11 protein-coding genes and 1 pseudogene are annotated in these 15,911 nt (G+C 56.6%); 3 read left to right on the forward strand and 9 right to left on the reverse strand.

The genetic code is table 11. From position 1 onward, the window contains the following. The first annotated feature begins 12 nt into the window (after window positions 1–12). The 3 genes from AB9N64_RS04085 to AB9N64_RS04095 are packed head-to-tail and all read left to right on the forward strand — an operon-like array spanning window position 13 to window position 3,452. Window positions 13–1,848, forward strand: coding sequence for a (2,3-dihydroxybenzoyl)adenylate synthase (locus tag AB9N64_RS04085; RefSeq protein WP_019817101.1), 1,836 nt, complete (start codon window positions 13–15; stop codon window positions 1,846–1,848). Between the two features lie 39 nt (window positions 1,849–1,887). Then, window positions 1,888–3,102 (forward strand): histidine decarboxylase, encoded by a 1,215-nt coding sequence (locus tag AB9N64_RS04090; protein ID WP_137270473.1) that lies wholly within the window; start codon window positions 1,888–1,890, stop codon window positions 3,100–3,102. A 14-nt stretch (window positions 3,103–3,116) separates the two neighbouring features. Beyond that, window positions 3,117–3,452 (forward strand): isochorismate lyase, encoded by a 336-nt coding sequence (locus AB9N64_RS04095; protein ID WP_014718554.1) that lies wholly within the window; start codon window positions 3,117–3,119, stop codon window positions 3,450–3,452. Window positions 3,453–3,488: 36 nt separating this feature from the next. On the opposite strand, the gene AB9N64_RS04100 is transcribed toward AB9N64_RS04095, so the two are convergent. From AB9N64_RS04100 to pstC, 9 genes and pseudogenes are all read right to left on the reverse strand, one after another. Beyond that, the gene (locus AB9N64_RS04100; RefSeq protein ID WP_156890641.1) at window positions 3,489–3,638 is read right to left on the reverse strand and encodes a hypothetical protein; all 150 of its coding nucleotides are present in this window, start codon (window positions 3,636–3,638) and stop codon (window positions 3,489–3,491) included. Between the two features lie 194 nt (window positions 3,639–3,832). After that, window positions 3,833–4,270 (reverse strand): hypothetical protein, encoded by a 438-nt coding sequence (locus tag AB9N64_RS04105; protein ID WP_020302733.1) that lies wholly within the window; start codon window positions 4,268–4,270, stop codon window positions 3,833–3,835. Window positions 4,271–4,273: 3 nt separating this feature from the next. Beyond that, window positions 4,274–9,286: pseudogene (locus tag AB9N64_RS04110) on the reverse strand (hemagglutinin repeat-containing protein); the annotation flags it as partial. Between the two features lie 284 nt (window positions 9,287–9,570). Continuing rightward, a complete protein-coding gene (locus AB9N64_RS04115; RefSeq protein ID WP_371359985.1) occupies window positions 9,571–11,430 on the reverse strand; it encodes a calcium-binding protein in 1,860 nt (619 codons plus the stop codon). A 369-nt stretch (window positions 11,431–11,799) separates the two neighbouring features. Continuing rightward, window positions 11,800–12,417 carry a hypothetical protein gene (locus tag AB9N64_RS04120; RefSeq protein ID WP_020302730.1) on the reverse strand — a complete coding sequence of 206 codons (618 nt, stop codon included), beginning with the start codon at window positions 12,415–12,417 and terminating at the stop codon, window positions 11,800–11,802. Then, window positions 12,417–13,115 carry a hypothetical protein gene (locus tag AB9N64_RS04125; RefSeq protein ID WP_019817111.1) on the reverse strand — a complete coding sequence of 233 codons (699 nt, stop codon included), beginning with the start codon at window positions 13,113–13,115 and terminating at the stop codon, window positions 12,417–12,419. The genes AB9N64_RS04120 and AB9N64_RS04125 overlap by 1 nt, the downstream gene beginning before the upstream one ends. Window positions 13,116–13,171: 56 nt before the next feature. Beyond that, window positions 13,172–13,933, reverse strand: coding sequence for a phosphate ABC transporter ATP-binding protein PstB (pstB, locus tag AB9N64_RS04130; RefSeq protein WP_019817112.1), 762 nt, complete (start codon window positions 13,931–13,933; stop codon window positions 13,172–13,174). Window positions 13,934–14,009: 76 nt separating this feature from the next. After that, on the reverse strand, window positions 14,010–14,903 hold the full coding sequence (gene pstA, locus AB9N64_RS04135; RefSeq protein ID WP_014718563.1) for a phosphate ABC transporter permease PstA: 894 nt from the start codon (window positions 14,901–14,903) through the stop codon (window positions 14,010–14,012). Continuing rightward, window positions 14,903–15,868 (reverse strand): phosphate ABC transporter permease subunit PstC, encoded by a 966-nt coding sequence (gene pstC / locus AB9N64_RS04140; RefSeq protein ID WP_003191517.1) that lies wholly within the window; start codon window positions 15,866–15,868, stop codon window positions 14,903–14,905. The genes pstA and pstC overlap by 1 nt, the downstream gene beginning before the upstream one ends. Window positions 15,869–15,911: the final 43 nt, after the last annotated feature.

The following is a 15,911-nucleotide window of genomic DNA, read 5'->3' on the forward strand; positions in this document are numbered from 1 at the left end:
CACGTGAATACTATGACTATTGAATTTAACCACTGGCCTCTGGAAAGCGCACAGCGTTATCGGGACAAAGGCTATTGGCTCGACAAACCGCTCACCCACCTCCTTCAGGAACGCAGCCAGTCGCAACCCGACGCCCCCGCGATTATTTGCGGCGATCGCCACTTCAGCTATGCCGAGTTGGACCAATTGTCTTCCAACCTGGCCTCGCGACTGGCCGCCAGCGGGCTTGGCAACGGTGACACTGCACTGGTGCAGTTGCCCAATATCGCGGAGTTTTACATTGTCCTTTTTGCCCTGCTCAAGTCAGGAATCGCACCCCTCAACGCGCTCTACAGCCATCGCAAACTTGAACTCAAGAGTTACGCCAAACAAATCGCGCCAACGTTGTTGATTGCCTCCCGCGAACATGAAGTCTTCCGTGACGACAGCTATATCGCCGACTTCAAGGAGGTGGGTTCAAGTCCAGACATCATCTTGCTGTTGGGCGAGCAACGTCACGAAAACAACCTCGCCGACTGGATCAATACGCCGAGCGAGAGCAACGTGAACGTCTCCCCCTCGGGGCCCGGCGAGGTCGCATTGTTCCAACTGTCAGGCGGCAGCACGGGCACCCCCAAACTCATCCCCCGCACTCACAACGACTATTACTACAACGCCAGGGCAAGCGCGCAAGTATGCGAACTTACGCCACGCACGCGCTTTCTATGCGCGCTACCTGCCGCCCATAACTTCTTGCTCAGTTCCCCCGGCGCCCTCGGTGTTCTACATGCTGGCGGCTGCATCATCATGGCGCCCAGCCCGGAGCCCTTGACCTGTTTTTCGATCATCCAGCGCCAAGAAGTCAATACTGTGGCCTTGGTGCCAAGTGCAGTCGCCTTGTGGCTGCAGGCAGCGCCGGAGCATAAAGAACAACTGCAATCGCTTGAGTTCCTCCAGGTCGGTGGCGCCTGTTTTGCCGACTCGCTGGCACGCCAGGTGCCCGGCGTGCTCGGTTGTAAGCTGCAACAGGTATTCGGGATGGCCGAAGGCCTGATCAACTACACCCGGCTAAATGACTCCGACGAACAGATTTTTACTACCCAGGGCCGTCCGATCAGCCCCGACGATGAAATCAAAATCGTTGACGAACAAGGCCTCCCCGTCCCGGACGGAGAACCTGGCATGCTCGCCACACGTGGCCCTTACACTTTTTGCGGGTACTACCAAAGCCCCGAACAAAATGCCCAGGCGTTCGATAACGAGGGGTACTACTACTCCGGCGACCTCGTCCAACTCATGCCCAGCGGCGATTTGCGCGTGGTCGGCAGGGTCAAGGACCAGATCAACCGTGGCGGTGAAAAAGTCGCCTCGGAGGAAATCGAAAACCTCATCGTCCTCCATCCTGATGTGACTCACGCGGGCTTGGTGGCCATGCCCGATGACAGGCTGGGAGAAAAAAGCTGCGCGTTCGTCGTATCACGCAACCCGAGCCTGAAGCCGCCCGCGCTCAGACGTCACCTGATGGAACTCGGCATCGCCGAATACAAACTGCCCGACCGCATCCGGTTAATCGAAACCATGCCGCTGACACCCGTGGGCAAGATTGACAAGAAGCACCTGCGTCAGCTTCTGGCAGCGGAAACCACCCGCGCCTGGTTGCAGACTCGCGTGCGGCAACTCGTCGAGGACTGTGAAGACCTGGACCCTGAGGAAAACCTGATTTTCTATGGCCTCGACTCCTTGCAAGTGATGAGACTCGCTGCCGAACTCAAGGAGCGTGGCATTGCCGTCAGCTTCGAAGAACTGGCGGATTCGCCCACGCTCAGCAGCTGGTGGTCATTGGTAGACGCGAGGCAGATAGCCGCCTGACCGGGCGGCGTCACCCAGTCGTTTTAAAAGGAGTTAGACATGACTTTATCCCCTGCCGACCAAAGCAAGCTTGAAGGCTTCTGGCAGCACTGCGTGACACATCAGTATTTCAACATTGGGTATCCCGAATCAGCCGATTTTGATTACTCCCAGCTGCACCGTTTCTTGCAATTTTCAATTAACAACTGCGGGGACTGGAACGAGTACAGCAACTACCTGTTGAACTCGTTCGACTTTGAAAAAGACGTCATGACGTATTTCGCCGAGCTGTTCAACATTGCCCTTGAAGACAGTTGGGGTTACGTCACCAATGGCGGGACGGAAGGCAATATGTTTGGCTGCTACCTGGGACGCGAACTGTTTCCGGACGGCACCCTGTACTACTCGAAAGACACCCACTACTCCGTGGCAAAGATCGTCAAATTATTGCGGATCAAATGCCGTGCGGTCGAATCGTTGCCCAATGGCGAAATCGACTACGACGACCTGATGGTAAAAATAACCGCCGACCAGGAGCGTCACCCCATCATCTTCGCCAACATCGGCACCACGATGCGTGGAGCCGTGGATAATATCGAGACCATCCAGCAACGCCTGCAACAGGCAGGCATTGCCCGCCACGACTACTACCTGCACGCTGATGCGGCCTTGAGCGGGATGATCCTGCCCTTCGTCGATCACCCACAACCCTTCTCGTTTGCCGACGGCATCGACTCGATCTGCGTCTCCGGCCACAAGATGATCGGCTCGCCCATTCCTTGCGGAATTGTCGTGGCCAAACGCAACAACGTCGCGCGCATTTCAGTGGAAGTGGATTATATCCGGGCCCATGACAAGACCATCAGCGGCTCGCGCAACGGCCACACACCCCTGATGATGTGGGCGGCACTGCGCAGCTACTCATGGGCTGAATGGCGCCATCGAATCAAACACAGCCTGGACACGGCACAGTACGCCGTCGACCGCTTCCAGGCCTCGGGCATTGATGCCTGGCGCAACGAAAACTCCATCACCGTCGTGTTCCCTTGCCCATCAGAAAGAATTGCGACGAAATACTGCCTGGCCACCTCCGGTAATTCGGCACACCTGATCACCACACCTCATCATCACGACTGCAGCATGATCGACGCCTTGATCGACGAAGTGGTTGCCGAAGCTCAACTGAATACCCTTCGATCCAAGCGAGCATTCACTGATCAAACGGTCGTCGAGCGATTGCCCGCGGCGTCATTCAACTTGCGTACCCATTATTGAAAGAGACCAGCCTCATGCTGCCGCTAAAACCGCCACAAGCCTGCGAGAACCTCAATGACATTCGAGCGGGCATCGACTTTTTTGACCGCCAGATCCTTGACTCGCTACAAAAACGCCTGCGTTACGTAAAGGCTGCGGCGCAGTTCAAAGCCAACGAACAGGACATTCCAGCACCTGAACGCGTCGCGGCCATGCTTGAGGAGCGGCGACTATGGGCGGTAGAAGCCGAACTTGATGTCGCTTTCGTCGAGAAGCTCTACGAGCAGATTATTCACTGGAATATTCAACAGCAAATCCTGCATTGGCGGGCCACCCGACAACCAACGTACTCGGCGCAGGCCAAGTCATGACGATGGCGGGTGAATGAATTCGGGCTGGATACCACTCTAGGCAAAACGCTGCAAATAGTTATCCAGCCCGTCGCTGTTACGACAGTCAGAAACGAACCGCTCCCCCAACGCACGGCCATTGCTGCTTTTGGCGTGATGCTGCATGCGTTGCTGTTGATGCTTGAGGATTTGAGGTCTGCGATTCACGCAGGCTGTCCTTGTTCGAGGGGTGGGTGTTCACAACTATCACCGTAGATCAAGGGCGGCCTATTCTTCATTTTTTGTAATCAGATCAGCTGGTTAGCTGTTACGTAAGTGCCATTCGGGACAGATTTATTAGTTACAGACAATAACCAAATAAACCTGTCACCTTCTATGCTGTCATCTTCTTATGTCGCAGCTTAGCGCTCGGGAAACTCCCTTATGGTCTCTTCAACAGAACGAATCAAATTAGCCAAGCCTTTATTATCAACATTGAAAGGCAATGAAAACTCTCTGTCACTTGAGTAGTCATACGCTGCGCCCTTAGGATGAAAATTAAAGTCAAGTATTACTGTCAGCTGCTTATCACCCAAATACGAAAATGCCAATTCCCCTTCCGTGAATGCAATCCTTGAGGGTGGCACTCCAGTTTTTAAACTTCTCAACCATCTCAACAGCCCTAATAGTTCATGAGTGCGCAGATAGGGCCCACACGCGCTCCATGACTCCCCAGCCTTATGTTCGACATCTATACTGACAACCAACCAATTAGCATCTAGCTCATCCTGCGCACCGGGAAATTCGTACCCTTTCACTTTGAGTGAAAACTTATTACCTTTATCGAATAAGTCAATCATATTTCACTCCCTATTTTTCGCCGGCCTAAAGGTAACAATCTTCTTCGTTGCTGGGTTAATAATCACCTCAAGCCCTTTGTACCCATATCCAATGGCACCATTACCAGCATCAAATCTAGCGCCATCATTGAATATTTTTGCAATGTCATTGGGTGTTTCAAAACCAATATTTTTCGTTCGAGAATCCTTGAGCCTAGTAATGGCATGGTTGGATAGATCAATCCCAGCTGTACCGAAAATCCCAAGCAGCTCCTGATGAGTAAGATCTTGCAGAGGTCTATTTTGTGCTAAACCTTTCAGCTCCACTCTATCACTGTACATATTCCCCGGATCAAGTCGATGCTCCGGCGTCACATACTTGCCATCATCCTGTCGCCCGTCCAGCGGCGTCCCACCGGTATGAACCGTCGGAGCAACCACACTGCCATCACCAAACCCACCACTGCTCGGATGCACGGCGATGTCAGTGAGGATCGGATTGACCAGACTGCGATTGCTAGGGTCAAGCAGGTGGATCGGGAATGCCGTACCGACAATCACATCCCAGATCAGTATGCTGCTTTTCATGCTTTGCGCAGCATTCTCTCCAGTTTTGGCTGCAGCCTCAACCATGGAGTTTGCCGCAATACGCAAGTTTTCCTGCGTGGTTGGGTTAGCTGCGACTAACGCGCCTCCTAAGGCTGTGATGCCCGCCATAGCGAGAGGTATGGCCGGTAAGAAATTACTTTCTCCATGACTGCTTTTATTCAAGCCTTTCAGCAACACCAACACCTGCAGGGCTTTTTGCGGGTCGTCCCCTGCTATCTGAGTGAGCTTATCTGCCAGTGCTTGAGTTTCAGGCGAGTGGGCGTTGTTCGTGATATTACCAAGCACCCGGTTGACGATAGCGGACCTTTCTTCTTGGTGACGACTGCCTAGCTGCCGTATGGCGGCCTGGCCTTTCATCTCGATTCCGACTAAGTCAGGGTTTATACCTTGCGCAATCTGCGAGCCAGCGCCAAGCAGGTCCACCATCTGGAAAATCGTCTCTTCGGTTCTGTCACCTAACTTGGCGGCGTCGGTTTTCCATTGTTCTAATGTTGCCTTTGGGGATGTCACCGCTTTCAACGAAGAGTCAGTTACATACAGATCCGTACGTTTTTCCTGGTCCTTGGTAACTTCGTAAGCCTTATCAACATCGCGATTGAGCCCCGTCACTGCAGATGTAGCATCGCCCACATCCCGCACAACGATCTCACCCGCGCCCACTGTCGCGCGGACTGATTGCTCGCGGTCCTTATCGTACTTCCAGCCAGTAACACTCCACCCCGTCTGCCCCGTCTTGCCTTTACCGACCTGGCTCGGATCCTGGGTAGTGCTTTCACCGTTTTTATAGGTGCCACCGACGTTCAAGTAATACCCGTGCTCTTTATCTTCTCCAGAGATGTCTCTGAACCCCAGCGTGCCGGTGTCCAGTTTCAAGTTGCCATTGTCCGAAGCGATTAAAGCGCCATCGAGTTGTGTGTGCTTCTCCGTACGGATATCCAGCTTGTCGCTGGCGGTGATCCGCGTCTGGTCTTCGACCCAATTGGTTTTTCCAGAGGTCTGACCGTAACCAACCGAACCGCTGACACCGGCGCCCGGCCCGATGGTGACGGTGACACTTACATCAAATTCTTTGCCTTTGACTTTGCCGGTGTCTGGGACAGAAGAAACATTCAGGTCACCGCCGACCCGGCCAATGACTTTATCTCCCCGTAAGTCGGCACCTGCGACCTGGGTATCGCGGCCGCTCTCGAAGCCCAAACGATCTGCAGCATAGAGATAGGCATCCTGTTGACGCTGCCCTTCCCGGTCCAGGTTCCCTTTGCCCATGCTGACGCTGGCATAAACGCCGACCCCCTCATTACCAAAGGTAAACCCGACTTCGCCACCACCACTGTTTCTATTACTGTCGCTTGAACTGTCGTTCTGCGCAGCACGGATGCTCAAGTCGTTTCCTGCCTTGAGATCGATGTCGCGACCAGCCTTGGCTTGCGTACCTACCAGGCTCAGGTCATTGCTCGCGTTCAGGTTAATATCGCGCCCGGCCTGAGCTGTCGTGACGGTAGAAGTACCGTTACTACCCTTCTCACTAGCAACGCCATGGCTCCCACCTACGCCTAACTTTATGCCACCACTGGTACCGCCATGGATGCCACCCCAGCTCTGACTCTCACTGTCATTTTGGTTAATGCTGCCCTTCGCTACATCAAGCGAAACATCCCGACCTTTGATGTTGATATCACGGCTGGCATTCAACTGGCCGCCGCTGATGGCCACATCATTCCCGGCGACCAAGTTGAGATCTTTACCGGCCTTCAGGGTCGATGAGCGATTGGTCTCTTCAATCAGCTGCGTGCTGGTGCTGTGCTTGCTATTGCCGAATTTTACGTCCCCAGTAGGACCAGCAAGGAATTGGCCGACTGCATCAACACCTTTCAGCGTACTGGAGCCCTTGCTGATGTTGTCCTCTCCCTTCCCGGCCCCGCTCACCGCATCCTTGGTGTTGCCATAGTTGTGGTTGATAGCCACACTCAACCCGTTACGCTCCGTCTCCCGCTGCTGCTCCATCAGCAAACGCTCACGCGCCGCATCGATGTTGATATCCCGCCCGGCCGTCAGCTCAGCATCATTGGCAGCCGATATATCCGACCCACGCTGGTTGATATCGCGCTTGGCATTGATCGCCAAATCTTGCCCTGCATTGATCTGGCTGGCGGCTGCTGTTTGCTGCTCAAGTCTATTTTTCTCTGCACTTTTATCAGCGCCCACAAACAAGGTCACACCATTGGCGTCACTCGATACGCCAATACCGGTCTGTTTGCTTTTTTGCCAATCGCGCTCACTGGTACTGCTTTGGGCCGCAAGTACATTGACATCGCGCCCCGCATTGAGACTGACATCACGCCCGGCGCTGACCCCACTGCCCACCAAGTTAATATCTCGCTCGGCGTGCAAGTTCGCATCACGATCCGCGGACACCTGGCTCCCCACGCTGGTGCTGCTTTGGGCTTCCTGACCAGCTTTTTTGGCCGAGGAGATCGCAATAAACCCACCGGAGATCGTGCCGGTTTTCTTCTCGTATTTTTCACTACGGCTATAGGCGGTGTCGTTAGCAGAGACGAGGTTGATATCGCCCGTTTCCTTGACCAGTCCAGACCTCAACTCGACATCATTTTCTGCACTTATCTCACTGGCCCGCACCCGTACATCATTACCCGCCGCCACCACAACATCATTGCCCGCCTCCAACTCACTGCCCACTTGGCTCGCAGTGGTCTTCAACTGGCTCTTGCCGCTTTTGGACAGCCCCAGGAATCCAGACTTGGTCTTCTTGCTGTAGGAGCCATGTTCCTCGACACCCGACAACACCGCGACGTCCCCCGTGGACCCCAGCAACATGTCCCCACCAGCCTTCAACTGGCTGCCGATCACGGTGACGTCACGCCCGCCGTCGATGCTCATCCCGCCATCAGTCTTCTTGGTGGCATTGATGGTCAGGTCTTTGCCGGCTTCGACGACGGAGGCTACGTTGGTGCTGTCGTAACTTTCCCGCTGCTGGCTTTTGCTACGACCGAACGAGCCCTTGCTCTTTTTCGAGTAGAACGAAGCGTCTTCGTCCAGGGCCGAGAGGATGCTCACATCGCGCTGTGCATCGAGGGCCACGTTGCCGCCGCCGGCGATTCGGCTGGCGGTGAGTTCCAGGTCTTTACCGGCATTGAGCGACACGTCGCCACCGGCCGTCAGCACGCTGGAAACCTGACTGAGGTGGTCCTTGGACTGGGTGACCTTCTTGGACTTGCTGGAGGAATGCTGTTCGTCGGCGGCCGACGAAATACTCAGGTTCTCAGTCGTCGTGATGCTCAAGTCGCGCTTGGCGTCGATACGGCTGGCAATGGCGCTGAAGTCTCGCCCTGCCGATACCTTGAGGTCGCGGCCGGCCTCCACACTGGCGCCGTTTTGCGTCACGGTTTCGGTACGCAGGCGGTTGCCCAGGTCCAAACCATTGCGTTGCTCAACGGCATCGATGTGCACATCGCGGCCAGCGACCAATGTGGTGTCACGCCCGCTTTGCAGCACGCCACCGGTATTGGCGATGTCACGGCCTGCATTCATCGTCAGGTCATTAGCTGCCTCGATGCGTGACGCACTGTCGAGATAGTCGCGGCGCTCAGCGGTGCCGTTGCCGGTACGGGTTACTGCACGGTCGTTGATCACATCACCCTTGATCGCCGTCAGCGTGACATCGCGTCCGGCGATGATGCCGCCGGACTTGTTGACGATGTTGTTACCCGCCAGCAGGTCGAGGCGGTTGCCGGCTTCGATCAAGCCGCTGTTGATCAGGTCATTGCCCGCTTTGGCGGACAGGTTGTTGGTGGCACGCAGGGTCCCGGCGTTCTCCAGGTTTTCGCCGGCGATCAGGTTAAGGTCGTTGCCTGCGATCAATGCGCCATTGGGTGCAAGACGATTGTCGGCCTGGGCCATGTACAGCACCGGCACCAGCACCTTTTCACCGTTCACTTCGTGCTGTTCGAGCCAGACGATGTCATGGGTCAGCGCCGCGACCTGTTGCGAGGTCAAGGTAACGCCCACTGCCAGGTTCAGTTGCTGCTTGCTCTGGATCGCATTGTCCATCAGGTACTTGAACAGCTTTTCGTCGGTGTTCTGGCCGTCGATAAAACGCTGCCCTGTGCGCGCTTGCACGGCCTGCTGGATCAAGCGTTGCTCATAGAGCCCGTCGCCCAGGCGCTTGGCACTTTCGTCCGGGTTGTAACCCAGCCCTGCGAGCAAGTAGTCGGAACTCATGAACTGCTTGAGGTCCGTGAGCACCGGGTTGGTTTCGATCAGGTATTTATGCGGTTGCGACTTTGGCGCGGTAGGCGTGAAGCCTTGCACGCGGTTGATGGTCTGGCTGGCGACCGGAGTGGTTTGCGCCAGCGCATTGACCGGCTGCGCAATCACGTCTGCGGTCTGAGTGGGGCTGCTACCCGCACCTTAAACGCCACACTGTATAGATCCCTCTATATGGCTTTATGCCATCCAATGTGGCGATGATAAGATGTCATTTTGATGGCGTCAATTAACAGTGCAAACTCGTTCAACCCTTCACGCAGAGCGGCTCAGGCGTGAAAATGGAGAGTTTTTGCCCGTTTGAGTCCGACCGCTAGGCACTGACGCTGCGTGTGGTACCGAGCCATTGCGTCAAACAGCAGGCCATAAAAAACCCCACAGCTTCGGGGAGCCTGTGAGGTTTTACCTTCCGTTTCGCAGGTGTCGCATCACACCACGCTGATCATCTCTGCACTCAACTGCGCCGCATTGAACCCCACCAAGGTGACACTGCTGTCCCCCGCCAGAATTACGCTGTCACTGCCATGCTGGGTAGTGGCACCGAGCACGGCATCGGCGCTGGCAAACAGCGACTTGGCGAACACCAGCAGGTCCTGCCCATTCTGGTGAATGTTGAAGTCGCTGATCACGTCGTGGCCAAACCCGCGTTGATCGAAAACAAACAGGTCGCTGCCCACGCCACCGCTGAGTTGGTCATTGCCCAGCCCGCCGATCAAGACGTCATTGCCGCTGGCGCCATACAGCGCGTCGTTGCCCGTGCCGCCCAGCAGTGTGTCGTTGCCGTCGCCGCCGTGCAGCAGGTCGTTGCCGGCGCCACCGTCGAGCCGGTCATTGCCGTTCTGGCCGAATATCAGGTCACGCGCGGCGGTGCCTTTGAGGGTGTCGGCCAGTTGGCTGCCTTCGATGGATCTGGCATACGCCTTATCGGCGCCGAACAGGCCTTCGAAGTCGAGTTTGCCACTGGTCACCGTATAGGCCGGCGTGAGGACCTCGCCAATGCCACCGAAGAGCCCGCCGAACACGGGCACCTGGCCGAGGCTATTGGCCAGGCCGGTTTCGAACTCCACATGCTCTACGCCGTGCAATTCCTTGAGGCCGTATTGGCCGCTGCTGTCGTTCAAAAACAACGTGCCATCGCTGAGTTTCACCGCTTCGTAGGAAGATGCAGTGCCTTTGAGGAAGACTTTGTCGTTGCCTTCACCGCCGGCGACAATATCGGTACCGGTACTCACGCGGAAACTGTCGTCACCCTTGAACCCGTCGAGGAAGTCATCGCTGCGCCCGTCCTGCAGCTTGTCCGCACTGTCGGTGCCCAGCAGGAAGGCCGGTGTGCCGTAATGGTTGGAGGTGGCGGTCTGTTTGTCGCTGACCCAGGTAAAGCTGCGGCTGATGGCGTCGAGATTGCTGATGATGATGGAGCTGTCGCGTTCGATGTAATCGTAGAAGGTCGATTGGGCGATACGCTGGATAGGGTTGATGAAAATGCCTTCCAGATGCGCGGCCCAGCCTGACAGGTTGGCAATTGAGAACGGACCATTGGGCCAGGTTGGCAGCGCGTAGATCGTGTCGAACAGCACGATGTTGTCAGTCGTCGAAGTGTAACTGGCGTCACTGCCTTGAAGCGCATCGATAATGGCGCTGCCCACGTTGGTCTCTTGCCCCGTGAGGCGGTGGACCACATCGTTTTCAAAACCGAAGTTGAAGATTCCGTCGCTGTTGCTGGACTTGGGCGACTCCATGCCAAAGTAGTCCGAATCCTTGAAAAAACCGTCTGCCAAAGTGTCCTTGCCGATATACATGCTGTTGGTGACAGAACCACCCTGGCTGTAGCCGGTGACCAGAACATCCTTGCCGCTCAGGTTGTGGTCGGTGGCGTAATCCTTGATTGAATTGAGCAGGTAGTCGTAGCCGTTGATATAAGAGTTATCGATCATCGCCGGCCAACCCAGCAGATCAATTGGCGAGTTGGTGCCGGCAATGGAAAAACCCATTTTGACTAATTGGCCGCTGTCATCGTATTGACCAAACACCCTGGCCTGGGAGCCGAACACGCCGTCACCGGTAAAACTTCCAGTGATGTCGGTGTGACTGCTATCCACCTGCAGTTCGCTCGCGCCGATTTCACGCCAGCCCTTGGGCAGCGCGAAGGTGTTGCCCTCGCCCAGCACAAGCCCCGGAATGTTGTAGAGCGCGCCGACGGTCGCGACACCACTGGTGTAAGTGGCAAGGGTCCAGGCATCTGAAATCAGGACGCGGGCATCTTGCCCCTTGTAATCGAATATAGCCATGTCAGTACTCCTTGAGCCCAGCGATCAACACCGAAAGTCAACGGTAATACCTGATGCGTCGGGCTAAACAATATGCATTGAAGTTGTTGTTGTGCATTCTGTTCAGGCTGCTTCGTTGCTTAATATCGAGGTTGACCATTAAGGAAGCTCGTCAACACTAGCCTAGAAGTGCCGCGTTAAAGTGACCGACTATCGGATGATAAGGGTATGTACTTAGGGAGATAGACGACAAAAGCGCCATAAGCGCTGTTTGACGAACACGAGGTGAAGTTCTGTGTTGTTCGTGACTGGCGAGTCGAAGAAAATCAAACCCTTATGGCAAGTTGTGAACTGCAATAAGGGCTCGATAAGTTCAGGTTTCACTGGAACTCAGGAAGAATAAACCTCAGCACCTTGGCATACAGGCTGCTTGAACCTGGGTAATTGCTGCCGGGCCAGTTGTGCCTGCACGCCCGCGACCGCTTCAAGCACTCGTTGCGCCCAGTGCTCATCCTGCGGGTCGACCACCACCACGCGAAAGCCGTGGTCGTTGCCTTCAAGGCGCACGCCCTCGGAATCATCCACGTGCAAATCAATGTCGAAGGCCGGCGGAAATTTCGAGGGGGTGTTCGACAGCCCATGCACCGTGAGGGCGTGGTTATGCCGCTCGCTATTGACTACGCCGTCGACACGAATGCCGTACAGCATCAGCCAACGCCTGATGTAGGAAGGCGCCCTTCCCGATGAGGTATAGACCCAGATACTGCAACCCTGGCGCCGCAGCTGCCGCGTCAGCGAACGAGTGCCGATACGCAGCGGCTCTCCCCACCAACGATGAGCACAAGCCGGTAGCCAGCTGCTCTCGACGTCAGCGTGGTGGAGCTGGCAAGCCAATGTGTCGTCGATATCAAAGGAGATGCGTACGCGCGGGCGCTTGGCGGCACGCGTGAGAAGCGCCTGCTGGATGGCTTGCACGGCTCGGCTGGCGAGTGTTGGATACCGGCGCATTAATGGCCTCCCTGATAAATAGGCTGTGGTGCGTCGTTCAAGAAAAACGCCTTGGGATCCGGCGCCTGTTCCTCCAGGAAGGCGGCGTACTTTTTCTTGATCTTGGGCAATTCATACAACGCCTTGACCCCATGTTTGGCCGAGTTGCGGATTACCGAGGAAGGATTGAAGTAACCCTCGGCATTTTCCAGCGTCAGCACGAACGGTGGCAACCCGGCCCGCATCAGCAGATAACTGACGATCAGCGAACCACTGCGGTTGTTGCCTTCGATGAACAACTGCGGCTTGCTGAGGATGCGCACATACACACCGGCCGCACGCTTCCACACCGATTCACTGCGATACGCGCAGTACCAATTGAACAAGTCCTTGATACCGCCTTCAACGTTGTTGAAGAAGTGCTCCTCGGTGGCGGCCAGGTGCTGCGCGTATTCCACGCGGCGCGCCGGGTCGCTACCGCAGAGCACCGTGGCGTTGATCTCCAGCATCAGGTCCAGATGATGAAGGTCAAACAGGTCAACGCCCCGTGCGACATAGTCGTCAACCAGCGCATAGCCTTCAAGCACGTTGTGCAGCACTTCGTCGGTCAAGGGGTCGCGCGGCTCGGTAAATTGCGTGCTGAGCTCGGCAAAGCGGCTCTGCACTTTACGGAGCGCGCGTTCAATCGCTGACAAATCAAGACGATGCGTTGCAGACATTGGCATTCCTGGGCTGACGGTGGCGCACCTGTGGTTTCTATCGAACATGGAGTTACTCAGCTGAACTTGCCACTGATGTAATCCTCGGTCATCTGTTCACGCGGGCTGCCAAAAATCTGCGCGGTCGGGCCCATTTCCACCAGGTAGCCGGTACGCGTGCCCTGGGAAATATCCACCGAGAAAAACGCCGTGGTGTCCGCCACGCGAATGGCCTGCTGCATGTTGTGGGTGACCAGGGCGATGGTGTAATCCTTCTTCAGTTCCACCATCAGCTCCTCTACCCGGCGAGTCGCAATCGGGTCGAGTGCCGAGCACGGCTCATCGAGCAACAGCACTTCCGGCTCGGTGGCGATAGCGCGGGCAATACACAGCCGTTGCTGCTGGCCGCCGGAGAGCGACAGGCCGCTGACCTTGAGCTTGTCCTTGACTTCATCCCACAGCGCAGCGCCTTGCAGGGCGTGCTTGACGCGATCGCCCAAGTCGCCTTTGTAGCGGTTCAGGCGCAGGCCGAAGGCGACGTTGTCGAAGATGCTCATGGAAAACGGGTTCGGCTGCTGGAACACCATGCCGATGTAACGGCGCACCACCACCGGGTCTACACCCTTGCCGTACACGTCCTGCCCCAGGAAGTGCACATGGCCCTCGAAGCGAAAGCCTTTCACCAGGTCGTTCATGCGGTTGAGGCTGCGCAGTACCGTACTTTTGCCGCAGCCGGACGGGCCGATGAACCCGGTGATCTTGTTTTTTTCGATCGGCACATGGCTGTCACGCACTGCCATGAAGTTGCCGTAGAAAATCCTGTCCAGCTTGCAGTCCATGACCACAGGCGATTGGGTAACAAACGGAGCGGCTATTTGCGCAGTTGAGACGTTCAAGATTCAGATGCTCCCGTTCTTAATACTTAGGCTTGCCGAAGATACGGCTCACAATATTCACGACCAGCACGATCATCACCAACACCAATGAAGCCGCCCAGGCGAGCTCCAGCTGGTTGTCGAAGGGCATGCCGGAAAAGTTGTAGATCAGCACGGCAAGGGAGGCTGTGGGGTTCATCACCGCCAGGTCGCCGTCGTGGTAGATCCAGTAGTTGCTGAACAGCGCGGTGAACAACAACGGCGCGGTTTCGCCTGCGGCACGAGCCACAGCAAGCATTACGCCGGTGAGGATCGCCGGCAGGCCGGTCGGCAAGATGATCTTCCAGATCACCTGCGAGCGGGTGCACCCCATGCCGTAGGCAGCGTCCTTCATGATCTTGGGCACCATGCGCATCGACTCTTCAGCCGTCAGCACCACGATGGGCAGCATCAGTACCGCCAGGGCTACGCCGCCTGCCGGTGCCGAGTAGGTGCCGGTGGTCATCACCACCAAGGCATAGGCAAACACGCCGGCCAGGATCGAAGGCAAGCCGGTGAGCATCTTGGCGGCAAAGCGTGCAGCGTTGGCCAATTTGCTGTCCGGCCCCAGTTCGGCCAGGAAGATCGCGGCCATGATGCCGACCGGCACCGCAATCGCCGCAGCGATACCGACCATCACAAAGGTGCCTGCCATGGCGTTGCCGAAACCGCCGCCCGTCTCGAAGCCGGTGGGCGGCAGTTCGGTGAACACCTCCAGGCTCAGGCGTGCGCCGCCACGGGTGATCAGCATGTAGAGCACGGAAATCAGCGGCACACTGGCCAGCAGCGCGCCAAACCATACCAATGTGGTCAACACCAGGCTGCGCAAGGCGCGGCCTTCGAACTTGCGCTGCAAGCTCGGTACAGCGGTGATAGGGGATGTGAGATTCGTCATCATCGGTTACCCCGTTGGGCGTAGAGCATGATCATGGAACCGATGACATTCACCAGCAGCGTGATGAACATCAAGACGAGAGCGGCGTACATCAATACCTCCACCTCGTTGGGCCCGGCTTCGGGGAAGTTCAGCGCCAACAAGGCTGCCAACGTATTGGCCGGCGCGAACAGCGACAGGGAAATGTTGTTGGCGTTGCCCACCAGCATCGCCAGCGCCATGGTTTCGCCCAGCGCACGGCCGAGGCCAAGTACCAGGGAGCCAAAAATACCGGTGGCGGCGGATGGCACCATCACCTTGAGAATCGCCTCCCAATGGGTGGTGCCCATGCCGTAGGCGGCCTGCTTGGTCTTCATCGGCACGCTGGTGAGCGCGTCCTGGGACACGGCGGCAATCGTCGGCAGAATCATGATGGCCAACACCAGCGCCGCCGGCAGCAACCCCGGCCCGCTCAAGGACGTGCCGAAAAACGGGATCCAACCCAGTTCGCTGTTCAACCAGGTGGTCAGTGGCCGAATGGCCGGGATCACCACGTAGATGCCCCACAGGCCGTACACTACGCTGGGGATAGCAGCGAGCAGTTCAACGATGGTGCGAAACACAGCGGCCAGCTTGGCCGGCAGAAAATCCTGAGTCAGGAAAATCGCCATGCTGACACCGAAAAAGCCTGCAATCAGCAGCGCGATGAAAGCGCTGTAGAGCGTGCCCCAAATGGCCGGCAAGATCCCGTACTTGCCCTGATTAACGTCCCAGACGCTGCCAAAAAGCACATCGAACCCGTGCTTTTCCATGCCCGGCAAGGCCTTGCGTCCCACCTCGAATACCAAGGCTGCGACCAACGCCAGAATCAGTACCACCCCGATTCGCGCGAGCCCACGGAAGGTGCGATCAACCAGGAAGTCCTTGGCGGAGGGAGGTTGGCAGGCAGAATCCCGGTTAACCGGTACGACGAAAGGTTTGTTCATTGGCTAATTCCGGAACAGGGGGGAAACGCCCCCGGCGCGGCAA

Origin of the sequence: Pseudomonas sp. KT_2_4, assembly GCF_041410225.1 — a bacterium.
Taxonomy (GTDB): Bacteria; Pseudomonadota; Gammaproteobacteria; order Pseudomonadales; family Pseudomonadaceae; genus Aquipseudomonas; species Aquipseudomonas paracarnis.

Bases quoted from the DNA above. Each gene is read 5' to 3' on its own strand.
- pstB (WP_019817112.1), bottom strand. From the start codon at position 13,933: ATGGACTGCAAGCTGGACAGGATTTTCTACGGCAACTTCATGGCAGTG.
- pstC (WP_003191517.1), bottom strand. From the start codon at position 15,868: ATGAACAAACCTTTCGTCGTACCGGTTAACCGGGATTCTGCCTGCCAA.
- AB9N64_RS04090 (WP_137270473.1), top strand. From the start codon at position 1,888: ATGACTTTATCCCCTGCCGACCAAAGCAAGCTTGAAGGCTTCTGGCAG.
- AB9N64_RS04095 (WP_014718554.1), top strand. From the start codon at position 3,117: ATGCTGCCGCTAAAACCGCCACAAGCCTGCGAGAACCTCAATGACATT.
- AB9N64_RS04125 (WP_019817111.1), bottom strand. From the start codon at position 13,115: ATGTCTGCAACGCATCGTCTTGATTTGTCAGCGATTGAACGCGCGCTC.
- pstA (WP_014718563.1), bottom strand. From the start codon at position 14,903: ATGACGAATCTCACATCCCCTATCACCGCTGTACCGAGCTTGCAGCGC.
- AB9N64_RS04085 (WP_019817101.1), top strand. From the start codon at position 13: ATGACTATTGAATTTAACCACTGGCCTCTGGAAAGCGCACAGCGTTAT.
- AB9N64_RS04120 (WP_020302730.1), bottom strand. From the start codon at position 12,417: ATGCGCCGGTATCCAACACTCGCCAGCCGAGCCGTGCAAGCCATCCAG.
- AB9N64_RS04115 (WP_371359985.1), bottom strand. From the start codon at position 11,430: ATGGCTATATTCGATTACAAGGGGCAAGATGCCCGCGTCCTGATTTCA.
- AB9N64_RS04105 (WP_020302733.1), bottom strand. From the start codon at position 4,270: ATGATTGACTTATTCGATAAAGGTAATAAGTTTTCACTCAAAGTGAAA.